This is a genomic window from Klebsiella sp. HN106, from assembly GCF_051209435.1.
Lineage (GTDB): Bacteria > Pseudomonadota > Gammaproteobacteria > Enterobacterales > Enterobacteriaceae > Klebsiella > Klebsiella oxytoca.
The window spans coordinates 136,526-155,305 of sequence record NZ_JBLURD010000009.1 but is presented as its reverse complement, the minus strand read 5'-3'; the positions used below and the strand labels follow the sequence as shown (position 1 = coordinate 155,305).

Annotated in this window: 17 protein-coding genes and 1 pseudogene; 10 read left to right on the top strand and 8 right to left on the bottom strand. The window is 59.9% G+C overall.

Annotated elements, in window-relative coordinates; genetic code table 11:
* Window positions 1-118 precede the first annotated feature (118 nt).
* The gene (gene guaD, locus ACSIPU_RS20295; RefSeq protein ID WP_070557407.1) at window positions 119-1,438 is read right to left on the bottom strand and encodes a guanine deaminase; all 1,320 of its coding nucleotides are present in this window, start codon (window positions 1,436-1,438) and stop codon (window positions 119-121) included.
* A gap of 109 nt (window positions 1,439-1,547) precedes the next feature.
* A complete protein-coding gene (locus ACSIPU_RS20290; protein WP_023320685.1) occupies window positions 1,548-3,035 on the bottom strand; it encodes an NCS1 family nucleobase:cation symporter-1 in 1,488 nt (495 codons plus the stop codon).
* 143 nt (window positions 3,036-3,178) lie between these two features.
* Between ACSIPU_RS20290 and ACSIPU_RS20285 the strand changes: the two genes are divergently transcribed.
* From ACSIPU_RS20285 to puuE, 3 genes and pseudogenes are all read left to right on the top strand, one after another.
* Complete coding sequence (locus ACSIPU_RS20285) at window positions 3,179-3,895, top strand: GntR family transcriptional regulator (protein WP_004100889.1); 717 nt, start codon at window positions 3,179-3,181, stop codon at window positions 3,893-3,895.
* Window positions 3,895-4,614 (top strand): annotated as a pseudogene (hpxA, locus tag ACSIPU_RS20280) (allantoin racemase); the annotation flags it as partial. The gene ACSIPU_RS20285 and the pseudogene hpxA, both read left to right, overlap by 1 nt.
* A 40-nt stretch (window positions 4,615-4,654) precedes the next feature.
* Complete coding sequence (gene puuE / locus ACSIPU_RS20275; RefSeq protein ID WP_196558002.1) at window positions 4,655-5,587, top strand: allantoinase PuuE; 933 nt, start codon at window positions 4,655-4,657, stop codon at window positions 5,585-5,587.
* A gap of 170 nt (window positions 5,588-5,757) precedes the next feature.
* On the opposite strand, the gene hpxZ is transcribed toward puuE, so the two are convergent.
* From hpxZ to hpxW, 4 genes are read right to left on the bottom strand one after another with little or no spacing between them, the layout of a single operon-like run.
* A complete protein-coding gene (gene hpxZ, locus ACSIPU_RS20270; protein WP_004100894.1) occupies window positions 5,758-6,144 on the bottom strand; it encodes an oxalurate catabolism protein HpxZ in 387 nt (128 codons plus the stop codon).
* Window positions 6,141-7,538 (bottom strand): AtzE family amidohydrolase, encoded by a 1,398-nt coding sequence (locus ACSIPU_RS20265; RefSeq protein WP_047720001.1) that lies wholly within the window; start codon window positions 7,536-7,538, stop codon window positions 6,141-6,143. The genes hpxZ and ACSIPU_RS20265 overlap by 4 nt, the downstream gene beginning before the upstream one ends.
* On the bottom strand, window positions 7,535-7,723 hold the full coding sequence (gene hpxX / locus ACSIPU_RS20260) for an oxalurate catabolism protein HpxX (RefSeq protein ID WP_004100898.1): 189 nt from the start codon (window positions 7,721-7,723) through the stop codon (window positions 7,535-7,537). Before hpxX ends, ACSIPU_RS20265 begins: the two co-directional genes overlap by 4 nt.
* A 9-nt stretch (window positions 7,724-7,732) precedes the next feature.
* On the bottom strand, window positions 7,733-9,316 hold the full coding sequence (gene hpxW, locus ACSIPU_RS20255; protein ID WP_435322258.1) for an oxamate amidohydrolase: 1,584 nt from the start codon (window positions 9,314-9,316) through the stop codon (window positions 7,733-7,735).
* 169 nt (window positions 9,317-9,485) lie between these two features.
* Between hpxW and hpxU the strand changes: the two genes are divergently transcribed.
* From hpxU to hpxK, 7 genes are all read left to right on the top strand, one after another.
* Window positions 9,486-10,325: a MurR/RpiR family transcriptional regulator HpxU gene (gene hpxU / locus ACSIPU_RS20250; protein WP_004100902.1), complete on the top strand. Its 840-nt coding sequence runs from the start codon at window positions 9,486-9,488 to the stop codon at window positions 10,323-10,325.
* Between the two features lie 215 nt (window positions 10,326-10,540).
* A complete protein-coding gene (locus ACSIPU_RS20245) occupies window positions 10,541-11,326 on the top strand; it encodes a transporter substrate-binding domain-containing protein (RefSeq protein WP_024274004.1) in 786 nt (261 codons plus the stop codon).
* Between the two features lie 9 nt (window positions 11,327-11,335).
* Complete coding sequence (locus ACSIPU_RS20240) at window positions 11,336-12,001, top strand: amino acid ABC transporter permease (protein WP_004100905.1); 666 nt, start codon at window positions 11,336-11,338, stop codon at window positions 11,999-12,001.
* The gene (locus ACSIPU_RS20235; RefSeq protein ID WP_032704835.1) at window positions 12,001-12,657 is read left to right on the top strand and encodes an amino acid ABC transporter permease; all 657 of its coding nucleotides are present in this window, start codon (window positions 12,001-12,003) and stop codon (window positions 12,655-12,657) included. Before ACSIPU_RS20240 ends, ACSIPU_RS20235 begins: the two co-directional genes overlap by 1 nt.
* Complete coding sequence (locus ACSIPU_RS20230; protein WP_004100907.1) at window positions 12,638-13,378, top strand: amino acid ABC transporter ATP-binding protein; 741 nt, start codon at window positions 12,638-12,640, stop codon at window positions 13,376-13,378. Before ACSIPU_RS20235 ends, ACSIPU_RS20230 begins: the two co-directional genes overlap by 20 nt.
* A gap of 10 nt (window positions 13,379-13,388) precedes the next feature.
* Window positions 13,389-14,630: a pyridoxal-phosphate-dependent aminotransferase family protein gene (locus ACSIPU_RS20225; RefSeq protein ID WP_004100908.1), complete on the top strand. Its 1,242-nt coding sequence runs from the start codon at window positions 13,389-13,391 to the stop codon at window positions 14,628-14,630.
* Window positions 14,627-15,889 carry an allantoate amidohydrolase gene (gene hpxK / locus ACSIPU_RS20220; RefSeq protein ID WP_196558001.1) on the top strand — a complete coding sequence of 421 codons (1,263 nt, stop codon included), beginning with the start codon at window positions 14,627-14,629 and terminating at the stop codon, window positions 15,887-15,889. Before ACSIPU_RS20225 ends, hpxK begins: the two co-directional genes overlap by 4 nt.
* A gap of 81 nt (window positions 15,890-15,970) precedes the next feature.
* Here hpxK and ACSIPU_RS20215 read toward each other — a convergent pair whose 3' ends face one another.
* Together ACSIPU_RS20215 and ACSIPU_RS20210 are read right to left on the bottom strand one after the other, a co-directional pair.
* Window positions 15,971-17,680 carry a pectate lyase gene (locus ACSIPU_RS20215; protein WP_004100914.1) on the bottom strand — a complete coding sequence of 570 codons (1,710 nt, stop codon included), beginning with the start codon at window positions 17,678-17,680 and terminating at the stop codon, window positions 15,971-15,973.
* A 72-nt stretch (window positions 17,681-17,752) separates the two neighbouring features.
* Window positions 17,753-18,454: an oligogalacturonate-specific porin KdgM family protein gene (locus ACSIPU_RS20210; protein ID WP_004100915.1), complete on the bottom strand. Its 702-nt coding sequence runs from the start codon at window positions 18,452-18,454 to the stop codon at window positions 17,753-17,755.
* Window positions 18,455-18,780: the final 326 nt, after the last annotated feature.

Below are 18,780 nucleotides of genomic sequence, written 5' to 3'. Positions count from 1 at the left end.
GCTACAGGTTCTGAATTTCCCCGGAGGCGGCGCTGCGCGCCTGTCCGGGCTACGAGTTCGGCACTGCCTGTGGTCTGGCAGCCCGGACAGGCACAACGTGCCGCCTCCGGGAAAGGGACTACTCCGCAGCCGCATCTCCCCATACGCGCTCGCCGTTCACCCACGTCTCGCTGATATTACGCTCATCGCCCAGGGTCATCAGGACGAACAGCTGCTCATAGATATCCTTGCAGCGCCCGCCGCGTAACCTTTGCAGCGGCGTGACCGCCGGGTCGATAACCACAAAATCGGCCTCTTTACCGGGCTGGAAATTACCAATCTTCTCATCAAGGCGCAGGGCGCGCGCGCCGCCGAGGGTCGCATGGTAAAACGCTTCGCTGGCGCGCAGACGATAGCTTTGCAGCTGGCTGACCTTATACGCCTCGCCGAGGGTGCGCAGCATACTGAAGGTGGTGCCCGCGCCAACATCGCTACCGATACCCATCCGCACCTTGTTCTGCCAGCAGGCCGGTAAACGAAACAGCCCGCTGCCGAGGAACAGGTTTGACGTCGGGCAGAAGGCCAGCGCCGAACCGGTCTCGTGCAGGCACTGCCACTCCGCATCCGCCAGATGAATACCGTGGGCAAATACGCTGCGCTCGCCGGTCAGTCGATAGTGATGATAGACATCCAGATAGTGTTCATGCTCCGGCCAGAGGCTTTTAACCCACGCCACTTCATTGAGGTTTTCGCTCAGGTGGGTATGCAGCCAGATATCGGGAAACTCTTCCCGGAGCTGCTGCACCGCCGCCAGCAGCTCCGGCGTTGAGGTCGGCGCGAAGCGCGGCGTAATGGCGTATCCCAGACGGCCGCGCTGGTGCCAGCGCTGAATCAGTTCGCGGGTTTGCCGGTAGCTCTGCTCCGCGCTTTCGCTCAGATATTCCGGTGCGTGGCGGTCCATCATCACTTTCCCGGCGATCAGGCGCATATTGAGGCGCAGCGCTTCGTTAAACAGGGCATCCACCGATTCAGGGTGCAACGTACAAAAGACCAGCGCGGTGGTGGTGCCGTGGCTCAGCAGCTGGTTGACAAAAAATTGCGCGATCTCCGCGGCGTAGTCGGCATCGGCAAACTGGCTCTCCACCGGAAAGGTATAGGTGGTGAGCCACTCCAGCAGCTGCTCACCAAATGCGCCGATCATCTCGGTTTGCGGATAGTGGACGTGGGCATCGACAAAGCCCGGCAGCAGCAGCTTACCGCGCAGGTCGCGATAGCCCTTCTGCGGGTGCAGAAAGCGTTCGCCCTCCTGCCACGGCAGCAGCGCCTGAATGCGTCCGTCGCGAAGAAACAGCACGCCATCCTCCAGATAGCGCGCCTGGCGGGCGATATCGTCGGCGCTCTCGGCAACCTCGGCGATATCGAAAAATGCGCCGCGAACCGCGGCATGGTAGTCAAACATCATAGCTGCCCTGTGGGTAAGCGAAAGGATAGGTGGATAGAGCAAGATTGATGCCAGGTTGTGCGGGCGGAAAGTCGCCGCGACGTGACGCCGCGGCGGGGATGCAGGGTTACTCTTTCTGGGCGAGAGGGCTGAAACCAGCGGTGGCGCCGACGCGTTCGTCGCGGGCGATCCAGCGATAGGCCGCGCCGCTCAGGAAGACGCCGATAAACCAGCTAAAGTTAGCCACTTCGTGCAGGGCCGGAATAAAGCTGATGATCAGGCCAATGGCGACGGAGGGCACCAGCGCGGCGATCGCTTTCGGGTTAAAGCCGTTGCGGTACCAGTACTGGCCCCTGGGCGTGTCGTCAAACAGGTCGTTAACGGAAACCTGCCCGCGCTTAATGATGTAAAAATCCACGATCAGGATGCCGAACAGCGGGCCGATAAACGCCCCCAGCACGTCGAGGGTGTAGTGGATCAGCTCCGGCGAGTTAAACAGGTTCCACGGCGTCAGCAGAATAGACCCTACGGCGGCAATCATCCCGCCGGTGCGGAAGCTGATTTTCTGCGGCGAACAGTTAGAGAAATCGAAGGCCGGAGAGACAAAGTTGGCCACAATATTAATCCCGATGGTGGCGGTGATCATGGTCAGCAGGCCAATGGCGACCGCCAGGTCGTTGCCTACGCGGCTCACGGTCTCAATCGGGTCGGTGATCATGCGGCCAAACAGCGACTGCGTGCCGGAGACAATCACCACGGTCACGATGGAGAACAGCAGGAAGTTAAACGGCAGGCCCCAGCGGTTGCCGCGGCGGATCTCGCCCATGCTTTTGCCATAGCGCGAGAAATCGCCAAAGTTGAGCAGCGGGCCGGAGAAGTAGGAGACCACCAGCGCGGTGGCGGTGATCATCTGCCAGGTCTGCTCCCCGGCGCTCAGCGATTTGCTGGCGAGGGTAAAGGAGATCCCGTCAAAACCGGTTTTGTATACAATCCATCCCGCCAGCGCCAGCATCACCACGTAGACCGCCGGGCCGGCGATATCGATAAAGCGCTTGATGGCGTTCATCCCGTGCCAGAACACCATCGCCTGCAGCAGCCACATGGTGGCGAAGCAGAGCCAGCCCAGATGCGACAGGCCCAGGAAGCTGGATGCGGTGAGGGTCGACAGCGACGGCCAGAACTTCAGCAGCACCAGCATCAGCGCGTTAGCGGCGAGATAAGTCTGAATACCGTACCACGCGAAGGCGATAAGCCCGCGGATCACCGCCGGGATATTAGCCCCAAAGACGCCGAACGCCTGACGACAGATCACCGCGTAGGGCACCCCCGCCATCTGGCTGGGCTTTGCCACCAGGTTAGCGCACAGCTGAACGATACAAATTCCCACCAGCAGGCACAGCAGCACCTGCCAGCTCGCAAGACCAAGCGTAAAGAAGCTCGCCGCCACCACGTAGCCTCCCATGCTGTGCACGTCCGACATCCAGAAAGAAAAGATGTTGTACCAGCTCCAGTTCTGGTCGCGCGTCGGCGCCAGATCCTCATTGCAAAGCCGTGGGCTGTATCCAGCGTGGGGATCAGCGGCCTTAACCTGATGCATCGCTTGTGTATTTGGCATGAAACCTGCTCCTGTAAATGAACACCCGTTGAAATGGATTGCTGGTGTCGTTGCAGGATTTGGGCCAAATAGTTAATTTTGTATACAAGAAATCAGTTTTATGTATACGATTCGGTGTCAAAAAGTAAAATTTGGAGTGGTTAATGAACAACCAACAACGGCTGCAGGCCGCGCCAGAGCTGCATGACAAAGACGAGTCCATCTTTCAGGCGCTGATGACCGCTATCGTCGAGCATCAGCTACCGCCGGGCAGCAAACTGCCGGAGGAGGCGCTGGCGGAGGTGTTTGGCGTGAGCCGTACCGGGATCAGAAAAGTGCTACAGCGACTCGCAACCGTGCAAATGGTCATCCTGACGCCCAAACGTGGTGCACAGGTTGCCAGCCCGACGGTTGAAGAGGCGCAGGCGATCTTCCGTACCCGCGCGCTATTGGAAGTGGCCAACCTGCCGGATGTGCTGGCCCGCTGTCAGCCGCCGCACCTGGCGGCGCTGGAAGCCATCACCCGCCAGGAACAGCTGGCCCACGAAAGCCATGACGGCCCGGCGGCGATTCGCTATTCCGCCGAGTTTCATATTCAGCTGCAGGCGATCTCCGGCAATCAGGTGCTCACTGAGATGGTGACCCGCCTGAGCCAGCGCTCTTCATTAGTTATCGCGGCGTGGGGATCGCCGTGGCGGCAGGGCTGCCGCTGCGACGATCACGAACGGCTGATCCAGCTGCTGCGCGATAAAACGCTGCAGCCCCTGAGCGACGCCTTAAGCCACCATTTTGAACATATTGTCGCCAGTCTCTGCTTTGAGCGTTCTGGCGTGACCCTGCCTGATTTTGCCCGGCTGTTTGCCGGCTATAAGGAGCCGTAATGGCCGCCGTTTGTATACAAGTGATCAATCCCAACACCAGCCTGGCCATGACGGAAAGCATCGGCGCCGCCGCGCGGGCGGTGGCAGCGCCGGGAACCGAGATTCTGGCGGTCTGCCCCGGCGAAGGGGTGCCCTCGATAGAGGGCCACTTTGATGAAGCCATCGCCGCTGTCGGCGTGCTCGAGCAAATTAAGGCCGGTCGCCAGCAGGGCGTTGATGGTCATGTCATCGCCTGCTTTGGCGACCCCGGGCTGCTGGCGGCGCGCGAGCTGGCGCAGGGACCGGTGGTGGGAATCGCCGAAGCGGCGATGCATATGGCGACGCTGGTGGCCACCCGTTTCTCCATCGTGACCACGCTGCCGCGCACCCTGATCATCGCCCGTCATCTGCTGCACCAGTACGGTTTCCATCACCACTGCGCCGCCCTGCACGCCATTGATTTACCGGTGCTGGCGCTGGAGGACGGTAGTGGTCTGGCGCAGGAGAAGGTGCGCGCGCGCTGTATTCAGGCGCTAAAGGAGGACGGCTGCGGGGCTATCGTACTGGGATGCGGCGGGATGGCGACGCTGGCTCAGGAGCTGACCCGCGAGCTGCGCGTACCGGTAATCGATGGCGTCAGCGCGGCGGTCAAAATGGTTGAGTCGCTGGTGGCGTTAGGCCTGTCGACCAGCAAGCAGGGCGATTTAGCCTTTCCGGAAAGCAAGGCGTTGAGCGGCAAATTTCAGGCATTAACCCCGTTTTAAATGAAAGAGGTGGCAGATGGTATTTTTGGCAGAAGATTACCCGCGCGACCTGCGCGGCTACGGCGGACAGCCGCCGCACGCGCGGTGGCCGAACAACGCGCGCATCGCCGTGCAGTTTGTGCTGAACTATGAAGAGGGCTCGGAAAACCACGTGCTGCACGGCGATGCCGGTTCTGAACAGTTTCTGTCCGATATTATCGGCGCCGCCAGCTATCCTGACCGGCATATGTCGATGGATTCGCTGTATGAGTACGGCAGCCGCGCCGGTTTCTGGCGCATCCATAATGAGTTCAGCAAACGGGGATTGCCGTTGACCGTGTTCGGCGTCGCGATGGCGCTGGCGCGGCATCCCGAGGTGGTCGAGGCGATTAAGAGGGCGAACTATGACGTGGTCAGTCACGGCTGGCGCTGGATTCATTACCAGAATATGCCTATCGAGCAGGAGCGGGAGCATCTTCATAAAGCCGTGCAGGTATTAACCGACCTGTTTGGCAAACCGCCCACCGGCTGGTATACCGGGCGCGACAGCCCCCATACCCGCCAGTTGGTGGTGGAGCACGGCGGTTTTGATTACGACAGCGACTATTATGGCGACGACCTGCCGTTCTGGAGCGAAGTGGCCTGTAGCGACGGTTCGCGTAGGCCGCACCTGATCGTGCCTTATACCCTCGACGCTAACGATATGCGCTTCGCCACTGCCCAGGGGTTCAATACCGCCGAGCAGTTTTATACCTATTTAAAAGACAGCTTCGATGTGCTGTACGCGGAGGGGGCCAGCGCGCCGAAGATGATGTCCATCGGTATGCACTGTCGCCTGCTGGGGCGCCCGGGCCGCTTCCGGGCGCTGCAGCGCTTCCTTGATTATGTGCAGCAGCACGACCTGGTTTGGGTCTGTACCCGTCAGCAGATTGCCGACCACTGGCGCGACGTTCATCCGTTCAGGGGGTAAAGTCGTTCCCCGGGTAAGCGCAGCGCAACCCGGGAGCATAGCGCAGAGTGGCATCATTTCCCGGAGGCGATGCTGCACATCTGTCCGGGCTACTGGATCGCAGACGTTTGCGGACCCGTAGCCCGGGTAAGCGCAGCGCAACCCGGGGGATACCGGGAAATGCGCAGGGCTTAACTCATCAAACTGACCTGAGCGGCGACGATGCGCCAGCCAAAGGGGAAGCGTACCCAGGTCTGCTGCTGGCGACCGATGCGCTCGCTGCCTGCGCGGGTGAATTCGGTGCTACACACCGCGTAATCCTCGCCAAAGGTGGTGATGATGGTATGCCGCAGCTCGCGCTGCAAACCCGCTGCCGGACGGGCGGCGCGAAAGGCGCGGATTTCATCGATGCCGTAAAGATTTTCCCCGGCCCCCAGCCGCACCGTGCGCTTATCGTGCCAGAACAGCTCATCCAGCACCGCGATGTCGTTGCTCACCAGCGCTTCCTCATAGCGGTAAAACGCCGCCGTCACCTCGGCGAGAACCAACGGGCGATTAATCTGTTCTGGGCTCATCATGCGGCGATCTCCACCGGGCGGGCGTCGGTGATGCCCATCTCTTCCAGCGCCCGCGCCGCGCGCAGACAGGCTTGTTCATTAAAGGGCGCGGCAATCAGCTGCAGGCCAATCGGCTGACCGTTCGCTGTGCGCAGCGGCACCGTGACGACCGGCAGGCCAAGGAAGGAGATGGGTTGGGTCAGCATCCCCATGCTGGCGCGAATCGGCAGCAGCTGGCCGTCGATCTCCATGGTCTGCGCGCCGATGAGCGTCGCGCTGCACGGCGTGGCCGGGGCGATTAGCACATCGGCATGAGCGAACAGGCCTTTGAACGCCTGCTGCGCATAACGGCGAAAGCGCTGAGCCTGGAGATACCAGGAGGAGGGGATCATCGCGCCGGCCAGCAGTCGCTCGCGGGAGTTCGGCTCAAAACGTTCGGGCTGGCTCCGCAGCGCGGGCAGGTACTGGTTACCGCCCTCGGCGGCGCTGATAATAAACGCCGCCGAGCGGGCCAGTTCGGCCTCCGGGAATATCAGCTCCTCATGCGCCTCAAGGGCGTGGGCAACGCTGGCAACCGCCGCACGGGCATCGTCATCGCACCATGTCGTAAAATAGCCGCCGAGCGCGGCGCAGCGCAGGCCATCGAGACCACGCGGCAGCAGATTAGCCGTACGCTCGCTGGCTTTATCGGCCTGAAAACTATCGCTCGGATCGCGCCCCTGCAGCGCATCGTAAACTGCCGCAAGATCGCCGACGCTGCGGGCAAAAGGACCGATATGGTCAAGGCTGGCGACAAAGGGATGACTGCCGGAGCGCGACAGGCGGCCAAAAGTGGGCTTAAGGCCAAAGATCCCGCATAGCGAGGCCGGGACGCGAATGGAGCCGTTGGTATCGCTGCCCAGCGAGAAATTCACCAGCCCGGCGGCCACTGCGGCTGCCGACCCGCCCGAGGAGCCGCCGGCGATCCGCGAAAGATCGTGCGGGTTATGCGTCGCCCCGTAGTGGCTGTTTTCCGTGGTAAAACCGTAGGCGTAGGCATCCATATTTAGCATGCCGGATAATAATGCGCCCGCGCTGTGCAGCTGGCGCACCGCCCAGCTGTCGGCTACGGCGGCAGGGCGATCGCTCAACAGCTGCGCCCCGGCAAGGGTGGTATGGCCGGCGACATCGAACAGATTTTTCACCGCGTAGGGAACGCCTGCCAGTGCGGGCAGGGGCTTTTTTTCCCGTCGCAGGGTGTCGATATTCTCCGCCTCAGCGAGCATGCGCTTTCCGCTGACGTGGGTCCAGGCGTTGATCTGCGGGTTAACGCGAGCGATATTCTCCAGGGTGTGGCGGGCAATCTCTTTGGCGCTGAGTTCGCCGGTGGCCAGCGCGCGCTGGATTTCGTGAATGGTCATTTCAGGCAGCTTCATGCTTTATAGACTCCGGCGATTTCGACGCGCTCGTCGAGGGGAAAGGCCATCAACGGCCCGGCCATGGCGGCAATGCGGCTAAACTGCACTCTGAGTTCTGCGCGCCGCGTATCGTCCAGCTCCAGCGCCAGCAGCTGTTCCATTTGCGAGAGCCAGGCGTCCCATTCGTTCTGCGATGTTGTCATTATCAGCTCCTAATATCCGGCGGCGGAGCCGTTGCTGCGCGGATCGCTGGCCCCCTCAAACAGGCCGTTGGGATGACGTACAATCGCTCCCGCATGGCCCATGGCTTCGCTGAAATCGGCCAGCACTGCAACCTCGTGCCCCAACTGACGCAGGCGGTCAACGCTTTCGGCGCTGAAGCGGCCCTCCAGCTTGAGCGAGTCGGAAGTCTGCCCCCAGGTGCGCCCCAGCAGCCAGCGCGGTCGGGTGATGCTTTCCTGCAGCGGCGCGTTTTGCATGACGTAGCGGGTGAAGATAGCGGCCTGGGTTTGCGGCTGGCCGTCGCCGCCCATGGAGCCGTAAACCATCACCCGGCCATCGTTCAGCTTTGCTGCGGCCGGGTTGAGGGTGTGAAACGGCTGTTTACCGGGCGCCAGCGCCAGCAGGTGGCTCGGGTCGAGGCTGAACGATGCCCCGCGGTTCTGCCAGACAATGCCGCTCTCCGGCAGCACCACGCCGCTGCCGAATTCGTGGTACAGGCTTTGGATAAAGGAGACCGCCAGCCCGCTTTTATCGATCACCCCCATCCAGACGGTATCGCCCGGGCCTTTACCTGCGCCCCACGGAGCCGCCCGCTGGTCGTCGATGTTATCCGCCAGCGGCTGCAGCGCCGCCGGTGTCAGCAGGCTCTGAATATCAACATCAAGGTGGCGCGGATCGGTGATGTGCGCGTCGCGCAGACCGAAGGCCAGCTTGGTCGCCTCCACAATACGGTGGACGGTCATCGCATCGTCGGCGTCGGCCATCGCCAGCCTGTCGGTGATGCCGAGGATCGCCAGCGAAACCAGCCCCTGAGTCGGCGGCGCGAGGTTCCACAGTTCGCCGTGTCGATGCGCCAGTCTGAGCGGCTGGGGGCGGCGAGCGCGATGCTGCTGCAGGTCGCTAAGGGTGACGGGCAGTCCGTACTTTTCCATCCCGCGGGCCAGCTGCTCCGCCAGCGGCCCGCGATAGAAGCTATCCAGGCCTTCTTCGGTTAATCGGCGCAGGGTGTTCGCCAGCGCCGGCTGCAGAAAGCGGCTCCCGGCCTTCGGCGGCTGGCCGTCCACCAGAAAGGTTTCAGCGAAGCCGGGCTGGTCGCGCAGTTCACTGAATTTATCGGCGCTCGCGCTGGCCTGCGACGCGGTAACCGGGATACCGTTCGCGGCGTAGCCGATGGCATCTTCCAGCAGACGCGTGAGCGGCAGGGCCGCGCCGGTTAACTCGCGCGACACCTTAAGCGCTTCGTCCCAGCCGCTGACGGTGCCCGCCACGGTCAGCGCCGCCTGCGGACCGCGATGGGGGATCTGCGCGAGGCCGGCGTAGGCCTGCGGCGTCGCTAACGAACCCGCCGCGCCGCTGGCGTCAATGGCGATGGGGTCGCCCTCGGGCGGCACGATAAGCCAGAAACCATCGCCGCCGAGGCCGTTCATATGCGGATAAACCACCGCAATGGTCGCGGCGGCGGCAACCATGGCTTCGATGGCGCTTCCGCCTTCGCGCAGTACCGCCAGCGCGCTTTGGCTGGCCAGATGATGGGGGGCGACCGCCATCCCGTGGGCGGCAACATGACTTTGCATGAATTTTCCTCAATTAAGCGACTCGTCCGCTGAGGGTTGCAAAAGCTGTTCCATATCTGAACGTAAAGTTTCACCTGTTGCCGACAACGCGCTTTTTTTGGCGGGACTGGCATGCATTATGAATGCGGATACGGTTATGATGCGGTGAAACGAAAGTTACAGAGGTCTTATGCAACAGCTTGATGAACGACTGAAAGAGCAGTACCCGTCATTATCGCCGCAGGAGCAGCGGGTGGCGGATTTTATTTTCGATCATTTTGATGACCTGATTAGCTACAACAGCGCAGAGCTGGCGCAGCTTAGCGGCGTGTCAAAAGCCACGGTCAGCCGGCTGTTCAAGCGCCTGGGCTATGAGAAGTATAAGGATATGCGCGATGAGCTGCGTACCCTGCGCCAGAGCGGTATGCCGCTGACCGACAATCGCGATGCGGTACAGGGCAATACTCTGCTGGCGCGCCACTATAAACAGGAGATGGCCAACCTGACACAATGGGTTAACGCGCTGGATGTTCAGCAGTTCGCCGAGGCGATTCAGGCGCTGGTCGCCGCCCGGCGTATTGTGATTGTCGGCATGCGTAATGCTTATCCTGCGGCGCTGCATCTGCGTCAGCAGCTACTGCAGGCGCGCGGGCAGGTACTGGTGCTGCCGCAGCCCGGACAAAGCCTGAGCGAGGAACTGGTGGATCTCAGCGCCGACGACCTGGTGGTGGTGATGGCATTCCGCCGCCGCCCGCGAATCATTCGCCCTCTGCTGCAGCAGCTACAGAGCAGCGATATTCCGGTGCTGCTGATGTGCGAGCCGCAGGCCCACGGTCTGTTTCCGCTGGCGCGCTGGCGGCTTTGCGCGCCGCTGGATAGCGTGTCGGCCTACGACAGCTACGCGTCGGTCAACAGCCTGATCAATCTGCTGTCGAACGCCTTTTTGCACGAAATTCTCGATAAAGGTCGCCCGCGCATTCACGATATTGCCACGCTTTATCAGCAGCTGGATGAGCTGGAACAGCGATGATGGGGCGCCAGTGTGGTGCTTTGCATGGTTTTGGTGCGATGAAATATGCAGGAATCAGCGCCGCTGGTTCCTCTTTACTCTTCTCTTTCTCTTGTTTTACTGGCCTTTAAGCGAAGCGTTGCCGATGGCGCAGTGCATAAATTTATCTGGCACATTAGTTGCAGAAGTGACTTTAAAGAATCTTTTGTTTCATGCTAACGTAACGGGTAAATATCATGAAGAAACTGTTGATCGCGCTGGCCGGGGCCGCTTGTCTGTTAACCAACCTCTCGGCGGCGAAAGCTGACCAGCTGCAGGATATCGAAAAACGCGGCGTGATCCGCATTGCGGTGCCGCAGGATTTCCCGCCGTTTGGCTCGGTGGGCACCGACCTTCAGCCGCAGGGCTACGACATCGATATGGCGCGCTATCTTGCCAAAGAGATGAAGCTCAAGCTGCAGCTGGTACCTGTGACCAGCGCCAATCGCGTGCCTTATCTGCAAACCGATAAGGTAGATCTGGTGATTTCCAGCCTGGGTAAAAACGCCGAGCGCGAGAAGGTGATCGATTTTAGCCGGGCCTACGCGCCGTTCTTTCTCGGCGTATTTGGCGCGAAAGGCGCTGAGCTGAAAGACCCGGCGGCGCTGAGCGGTAAAAGCGTTGGCGTAACCCGCGGCGCGGTGGAAGACATGGTGCTGACCAGCGTGGCGCCGAAAGAGGCGCAGATTAAGCGCTACGAAGACAACAACACCACGCTGTCGGCGTACCTTTCCGGTCAGGTGCAGTATGTGGCTACCGGTAACCTGGTGGTGGCGGCCATCGCCCGGCAGAACGCCGATAAAGCGCCGGTGCCGAGCTTTATGCTGAAAGATTCGCCGTGCTTTATTGGTCTGAAAAAGAACCAACCGGCCCTGAAGGCGAAAGTGGATGCGTTGATTGAGCAGGGGGTAAAAGACGGCACTCTCAACGGCCTTTCCGAGAAATGGCTGAAAGCGCCGCTGCCTGCCAGCCTCGGCGCATAAGGTCCGGGCATGACGGAGCAACTTCATTTCTCTGCGCTCTGGCCGCACTGGCCGGAGCTGCTGGCGGGGCTGTGGGTGACCATCCAGCTAACGGTACTGGCGACGCTCGGTGGCCTGACGATTGGCATCTTCGGCGCCGCCATCCGCAGCGGGCGGCCCACGTGGTTCAGCCGGATTTGGGGCGGGTATGTCGAATTGATTCGCAACACGCCATTTGTGGTACAGCTGTTTTTTATCGTCTTCGGCTTACCGAACCTGGGGCTAAAGATGACGGCGGGCGAGGCCGCGCTGCTGGCGATGGTGGTCAATCTTGGGGCCTACAGTACCGAGATCGTGCGCGCCGGTATTCAGGTCACGCCGAAGGGGCAGTGGGAAGCAGGGCGCGTGCTGGGGCTGACCCGGACGCAGACCTTTATTCAGGTGATTCTGCCGCCTGCGCTGCAGCGCATTTATCCGGCGCTGGTGAGCCAGTGCATCATCGTCATGCTCGGTTCGTCGGTAGTGTCGCAGGTCTCTTATGAAGAGCTGACCTTTGCCGCTAACCTGATCCAGTCGCGCACCTTCCTCAGCTTTGAGGTCTACCTGGTGACGACAGGAATTTATTTGGTGCTGTCGATAACGATGCGCCAGCTGCTGATGGCGGCAGGACGAAAATGGCTGGGAGTGCAGGCATGATGACCACCTTTACCGATTGGGACATTGTTCGCAATCTGCTGCTGGCCGGGCGCTGGACGGTGCTGCTGTCGCTGGTGGCGTTTCTCGGCGGCGCGCTGGTCACGCTGCCGCTGCTGCTGCTGCGCATGACCGGCGGGCGCCAGATAAAGCGCCTGATCCGCGGCTATGTTGAGCTGTTTCAGGGAACGCCGCTGCTGATGCAGCTGTTTCTTGCCTTTTTCGGCGTGGCGCTGTTCGGCATCGACGTTTCGGCGTGGACCGCGGCATCGCTGGCGCTGACGCTGTATACCAGCGCGTTTTTGCTCGATATCTGGTTTGGCAGCATCCGCGCGCTGCCAAAAGGGCAGTGGGAAGCATCGCGCTGTCTGGGGCTGAGCTTTGGCCAGACGCTCTATCGGGTCGTTGCGCCGCAGGCGCTGCGGATCGCCATCGCCCCGACGGTGGGGTTTGCCGTGCAGGTGATTAAGGGCACGGCGCTGGCGTCGATTATCGGCTTCGTTGAGCTGACCAAAGCGGGCACCATGCTGACCAACGTGACGTATCAGCCGTTTAAAGTCTTCGCGCTGGTGGCGCTGGGCTATTTCATTCTGTGTTATCCGCTGTCCCGCTACAGCCGTTATCTGGAGAACAAATTCAATGCCTCTCATCACCATTAATCAGATGCAGAAGTATTACGGCGATAATCACGTGCTCAAGGGCGTCGATCTGGATATCGATATGGGCGAAGTGATCTCGATTATCGGCCGCAGCGGGTCCGGCAAAAGTACGCTGCTGCGCTGCATCAACGGCCTGGAAGGCTATCAGGATGGCAGCATTAAGCTCGGCGGGATGACTATTACCGACCGCGACTCGCAGGCGCGGGAGATCAGCCGCTCTATCGGCATGGTGTTCCAGAACTTTAACCTGTTCCCGCATATGACGGCGCTGGAAAACGTGATGCTGGCGCCGCGTCGGGTGCTGAAGAAGAGCGCCGCCGAGTGCCGTGAACTGGCCCAGCGGATGCTGGAAAAGGTCGGGCTTGGCGACCGGCTGGATTACTACCCGTCCAGTCTTTCCGGCGGTCAGCAGCAGCGCGTGGCGATTGCCCGCGCGCTGGCGATGTCGCCAAAAGTTTTACTCTGTGACGAGATCACCTCGGCGCTGGATCCCGAGCTGGTTGGCGAAGTGCTTAAAGTGCTGGAGCAGCTGGCGGCGGAGGGCATGACGCTGATTCTCGTGACCCATGAAATGAATTTTGCCCGCGAAGTGGGCGACCGCGTGGTGTTTATGCATCAGGGGCGCGTCTGGGAGCAGGGGGACAGCAAAACGCTGTTCGCTAACCCGCAGACCAGCGAACTGAAGCAGTTTATTTCATCCGTGCGCGGCTTAAATCAATAAGGAATCAAAAATGGACATGACACAGTTTCCGCAACTCAATCCGCCGGCGCGTCTGCTGATGGGGCCAGGCCCGATTAACGCCGACCCGCGCGTGCTGCGCGCCATGTCGAGCCAGCTGATCGGCCAGTACGACCCGGCGATGACCCATTATATGAACGAAGTGATGGCGCTCTACCGCGGCGTATTTCGTACCGAAAACCGCTGGACGATGCTGGTGGATGGAACCTCAAGGGCCGGGATTGAGGCGATCCTGGTTTCGGCTATTCGGCCGGGGGACAAGGTGCTGGTGCCGGTATTTGGCCGCTTCGGCCATCTGCTGTGCGAAATCGCCCGCCGCTGTCGGGCGGAAGTGCACACCATTGAAGTGCCGTGGGGTGAGGTGTTTACTCCGGACCAGGTGGAGGATGCCATCAAACGTATTCGTCCGCGCCTGCTGCTGACGGTGCAGGGCGACACGTCGACCACTATGCTGCAGCCGCTGGCGGAGCTGGGGGAGATCTGCCGCCGCTACGACGTGCTGTTTTACACCGACGCCACCGCTTCGCTGGGCGGCAACCCGCTGGAAACCGATGCCTGGCAGCTGGACGCGGTCTCGGCGGGGATGCAAAAATGCCTCGGCGGCCCGTCCGGCACCTCGCCGATTACCCTCAGCGCGCGCATGGAGGAGGCGATTCGCCGCCGCAAATGCGTCGAAGAAGGGATTCGCACTGATGCCCACCGCGACGGCGACGAGGAGATGATCTACTCCAACTATTTCGATCTCGGCATGGTGATGGACTACTGGGGACCGGAGCGCCTTAACCACCATACCGAGGCCACTACCGCGCTGTTCGGCGCCCGCGAGTGCGCGCGTCTGATCCTCCAGGAGGGGCTGGATAACGGCATTGCCCGCCATAAGCTGCACGGCGATGCGCTGCTAAAAGGCATTCAGGCGATGGGGCTGGAGACCTTCGGTGACCTGAAACACAAGATGAACAACGTGCTTGGCGTCGTCATCCCACAGGGGATAAACGGCGACCAGGCACGCAAGTTGATGCTGGAAGATTTCGGCATTGAAATCGGCACTTCGTTCGGCCCGCTGCACGGCAAAGTGTGGCGTATCGGCACCATGGGCTACAACGCGCGTAAGGATTGCGTGATGACCACGCTCAGCGCGCTGGAGTCGGTACTTAACTATCTCAAATTCCCGACCACTCAGGGCGCCGCGATGCAGGCCGCGTGGGATCACTATCGCAGCGAGAGCGCGCAATGAGTCAAGCACAACGCCAGCAGGCGGATATGCAGCAGGCCGCGGCCAGGGTGTTGGCCCGCGCCGATGAGCTGGCGGCGATCAGCGAAACGTCGGACGCCCTGACCCGGGTTTATCTCTCTCCACAGCATCTTGCGGCTAACCAGCGGGCGGCGCTGTGGATGACCCAGGCCGGGATGACCGTCTGGCAGGACAGCGTCGGCAATATTTGCGGTCGCTATGAGGGTGAGCAGGAGGGCGCGCCGGCCATCCTGCTGGGGTCGCATCTTGATACGGTGCGCAACGCCGGGCGCTATGACGGTATGCTCGGCGTCCTGGCGGCGATTGAGGTAGTGCATCGCCTGCATCAACAGGGGCGACGGCTGAAAAAAGCCATTGAGATTGTCGGCTTTTGCGATGAAGAGGGGACGCGTTTCGGCATTACGCTGCTTGGTAGCCGCGGGCTGACCGGTACCTGGCCTGAGAGCTGGCTGGCGCAGACCGATGCCGATGGCGTCAGCGTGGCGCAGGCGATGGTGCTGGCCGGGCTGGATCCGGCGCGCATTCACCTGGCCGCCCGCCGCCAGGAGGAGATCGCCGCGTATCTGGAACTGCATATCGAGCAGGGGCCGTGCCTGGAGCAGGAAGGACTGGCCTTAGGCGTAGTGGAAGCGATTAACGGCGCGCGTCGGCTGAACTGCCGCTTTACCGGCGAGGCGGGACACGCCGGGACCGTACCGATGAGCCATCGGAAAGATGCGCTGGCCGCCACCGCCGAGTGGATGGTGCTGATAGAGTCTCTGACCCGCGAGCAGGGCGGAAACCTGGTCGCCACGGTGGGCACGCTGCGCTGCGCGCCCGGCGCGGTTAACGTTATCCCCGGCGACGTTACGCTGACTCTGGATATTCGCGGGCCGCACGACCAGCCGCTCGATGCGCTGCTCGAGACGCTGCTGACGGGGGCACAGGCGATTGCCGCCCAACGCCAGCTGCAGTTTAGCGCGGAAGAGTTTTACCGCATTGCCGCCACCGCCTGCGATAGCGGATTGCAGCAGGTACTGAGCGAGGCGGCGCAGGCGGTGCAGGGGCGTTCGCTGACCCTGCCGAGCGGCGCCGGACATGACGCTATCGCCATGGCTGAACGTTGGCCGTCCGCGATGCTTTTTGTCCGCTGTAAAGGCGGCATCAGTCATCATCCTGCCGAGTCGGTCACCGCCGACGATGTGGCGCTGGCGATTGAGGCCTATTTTCGCGCGGTGACGGCGCTGGATGCCGGGAAGTAAGCGCCGGGCGGCCCGGCGCGGTGCTTGCGCGGGCTGTCCCGTCGCGGTACGGTCCCCCACCGCTGGCGATGGGGCACAGTTTTATTTTTTGCCGTTCGGTTTCAGCTGCTCACCGGGTCTGAGCCTGAACAGCTCGTCATCTCGGGTGGAGTAGCGCACGGTTCCGTCAGCCATCCGATAAGCGCCTTCCGTGAATCCAGCGCCGTTCAGGAACGGAGCGACCGCGTCCGGCGTGTTGCGGAAGGCGGCTTCCAGGGCGAGAAGCGCATAGGGGGCGATACTATCGATACTGGCATATTCGGCCTCAGGATCATCGACAAAAAAGCCGTTGAGGCGCTGCTTGTTGATGATGTTCGCGCCGATGCGATCCGCCAGCGTCAAATAATCCCGCTGCCCGGTGGCCTGCCACAGGTCGATAAGTGCGAAAATCGCATACGGCTGATGGTTCTCCGTTTGGCTATTCAGCCTGCGGTTTGCGCCGCCGGGTTCACCGATATCGCCTAACCCCTGGCCTTTCGCGATGCCGCGGGCGACCTTCCAGATGGCATCATCCGGTTCAAGCGTCCAGGCGCGGGCATAGGAGAGAAGAAATTCATTTCCCGCCGGATAGGCTTTGAGTACCGTCCCTTTTTTTCCATAATAGCCATCGCGTTTTAACGCGTAGTCGGAGAGATCCGTGCCGTTGGCCAGCATCGGGCGGAAGGTATTATTCTGCTCATCGTAAGCGTAGGTCGCGAAGGCCTTGAGGCCATCAAGAGTCCATTTTTTGAGATCGTCACCGTCTTTGCCGAGCGATTTTGCCAGGGCAAGCTGCATCAGCGCATTTTCTGAATAGAGCGTACTGGTTCGGCCCTTAAGCAGCATATTGCCTTCCAGCGCGTCCGGGCCCAGTTCCGGGCCAAACTGACGCTGCGCGCGGTCGCCGTATTTCGAATGCGTGTCGCTGTCATCGCTGGTATCGGCGCGTTTTAACGGTTGGGTAAACTGGTATACGCCCAGCCCGGTCTTCTTATCTCGCGGCAGAACGTACTGTTCGGCCAGCCGTTTTGCCCACGTCAGTGCGCCAGCGTCACCATCGTATTGATACAGCAGCGATGCGGAGTAGATCAGGTCGTTGCCGGCATTGAGGAAGCTCAGACCTTTGGTGGCGAAAAAGGGCGGCTGTTGGACAAAATCACTTTGCCAGAGCGCGCCCATCGGTTTGCCGTACTCCCCGTGGCGGCTGGTTTCCAGCGTTTTCCAGTCGTAAACATGGGCATTCCAGAAAGCCTTGATAAAGCGCGCGGTCGCCTGGTCATCGACGGCAAACATCATGTCGTAATAGGGATAGGCATTCTTAAGTTCATGAACCCGCTCTTTTTCACTTGGGCCTTGAGGCTGCAGCGTTTTTAAATCAACAAAACGATGCCCTCCCCATAGCAGCAGCCCGCTCGCATCCTGATAGTGGTCAAAGTAGTAGCGTATATTCTCCGCGACCCGCTGTTTATATTTTGTTTCGCCGGTCAGGTTGCTTAACCCTACCAGCACCCGCATCAAGTTTTGCTGGGCAGAGAAGTTCGACAGCACGGTCACTTTACCGTCCGGAAATACCCATTCCATTTGTTTGCCGGTGCGTGGGTCCACGCCATTAGCCAGCAGGGGAGAGTGATGCCCGTACCGATCGCTTGCTTTGTCCAGCACGACGTCGGCGAACTGCTTTACGCTGCTCAGGCGCTCGTTCTCCTGGGCACCCGCATTCAGTGAGAAGAGACTCAGAACGCCCAATGCCAGGGTGATTTTTGCAATCTTCATTATTTTCCTCTTAATGAAAATAAGGGTTTAATTAAACCCTTATTTATTTTTTATCTGACTGACAGGACGTTATCAGAAGGAATATTTCACGCCAACGCGATAGCGCGTTTGGCGTTCATCGGTGGATTTACTACCGGAAACGTTGCCGATGGCCATATAAGGAGACCAGTTTTTATCAAATTTATAGGTCAGCTTAAAATCATGGGTCCAGTCATAGCTTTCGTTATCCGCTAAAATAACCCCGGCGGAGTTGGCTTTTTTATAGTCCAGCTCATAATCCAGTTGATAATCTTTGAGGAATTTCCAGGAAATAACGCTGGTCAGATTATAGCCGTTCTCCGAGGTGTCTTTAGACGTGCCAATATTGCCTGAATTGCGCTTGTAGTAAGGGCGATAGCGCAATGAGGCGCTGAGATCGTCGGTCAGATTCGCTTTACCGCGCAGATAGGGCCGATAGTTATTTGAGGACGAACTGGTATCCAGAGAGAAGCCGGGCTCAATCTGGAAGGTCTTATTTATTTTATGCACGTAGCTCGCCACCACTTCGGTGCCGTTACTCACGGTTTCATCATAGGCTTTATTTTTATCTTGCGAACCTTTCCATTTTCCTTCCAGCGATAAGCCAAAGCCATTGGCAAAACGGTGAGACATCAACAGACGATCTTTATGATTGTTCCCGGCTTTGTCATTCGTTTCATGACGATAATCAAAGGTCACCGCGTGAGCAGCAATACTGATGAAAGGAATTGTGACTAATAATAATGAGCGAAACATAGGGTGCCTCTACTTTTTTTATTTTCCAAAGGTACAAGAAATGACCTGCCGTAAAGCAGGCAGAACGATACAAATGAAATTTTTAAATGGTTGTGTGGTGCCGGGTGCCTCCCGGTGAATCAGGCGCTGACTTCCTGATCCGTCTATAAAAACGAAACGTCGATGAGGGTATTCCTCTATTCAGCATGACCCCGCCGCTTAGGGGGATTCACCACACATTATTCTTTATTCCCCGGTGATGACGAATTTGCACTGCTTGTGATTTTATTGAAAATAACTTTTACACAAAATGAAATGATGTTTTGAGATCGAGATCTGAATATTTA

Bases quoted from the DNA above. Each gene is read 5' to 3' on its own strand.
- guaD (WP_070557407.1), bottom strand. From the start codon at position 1,438: ATGTTTGACTACCATGCCGCGGTTCGCGGCGCATTTTTCGATATCGCC.
- ACSIPU_RS20290 (WP_023320685.1), bottom strand. From the start codon at position 3,035: ATGCCAAATACACAAGCGATGCATCAGGTTAAGGCCGCTGATCCCCAC.
- ACSIPU_RS20285 (WP_004100889.1), top strand. From the start codon at position 3,179: ATGAACAACCAACAACGGCTGCAGGCCGCGCCAGAGCTGCATGACAAA.
- puuE (WP_196558002.1), top strand. From the start codon at position 4,655: ATGGTATTTTTGGCAGAAGATTACCCGCGCGACCTGCGCGGCTACGGC.
- hpxZ (WP_004100894.1), bottom strand. From the start codon at position 6,144: ATGATGAGCCCAGAACAGATTAATCGCCCGTTGGTTCTCGCCGAGGTG.
- ACSIPU_RS20265 (WP_047720001.1), bottom strand. From the start codon at position 7,538: ATGAAGCTGCCTGAAATGACCATTCACGAAATCCAGCGCGCGCTGGCC.
- hpxX (WP_004100898.1), bottom strand. From the start codon at position 7,723: ATGACAACATCGCAGAACGAATGGGACGCCTGGCTCTCGCAAATGGAA.
- hpxW (WP_435322258.1), bottom strand. From the start codon at position 9,316: ATGCAAAGTCATGTTGCCGCCCACGGGATGGCGGTCGCCCCCCATCAT.
- hpxU (WP_004100902.1), top strand. From the start codon at position 9,486: ATGCAACAGCTTGATGAACGACTGAAAGAGCAGTACCCGTCATTATCG.
- ACSIPU_RS20245 (WP_024274004.1), top strand. From the start codon at position 10,541: ATGAAGAAACTGTTGATCGCGCTGGCCGGGGCCGCTTGTCTGTTAACC.
- ACSIPU_RS20240 (WP_004100905.1), top strand. From the start codon at position 11,336: ATGACGGAGCAACTTCATTTCTCTGCGCTCTGGCCGCACTGGCCGGAG.
- ACSIPU_RS20235 (WP_032704835.1), top strand. From the start codon at position 12,001: ATGACCACCTTTACCGATTGGGACATTGTTCGCAATCTGCTGCTGGCC.
- ACSIPU_RS20230 (WP_004100907.1), top strand. From the start codon at position 12,638: ATGCCTCTCATCACCATTAATCAGATGCAGAAGTATTACGGCGATAAT.
- ACSIPU_RS20225 (WP_004100908.1), top strand. From the start codon at position 13,389: ATGGACATGACACAGTTTCCGCAACTCAATCCGCCGGCGCGTCTGCTG.
- hpxK (WP_196558001.1), top strand. From the start codon at position 14,627: ATGAGTCAAGCACAACGCCAGCAGGCGGATATGCAGCAGGCCGCGGCC.
- ACSIPU_RS20215 (WP_004100914.1), bottom strand. From the start codon at position 17,680: ATGAAGATTGCAAAAATCACCCTGGCATTGGGCGTTCTGAGTCTCTTC.
- ACSIPU_RS20210 (WP_004100915.1), bottom strand. From the start codon at position 18,454: ATGTTTCGCTCATTATTATTAGTCACAATTCCTTTCATCAGTATTGCT.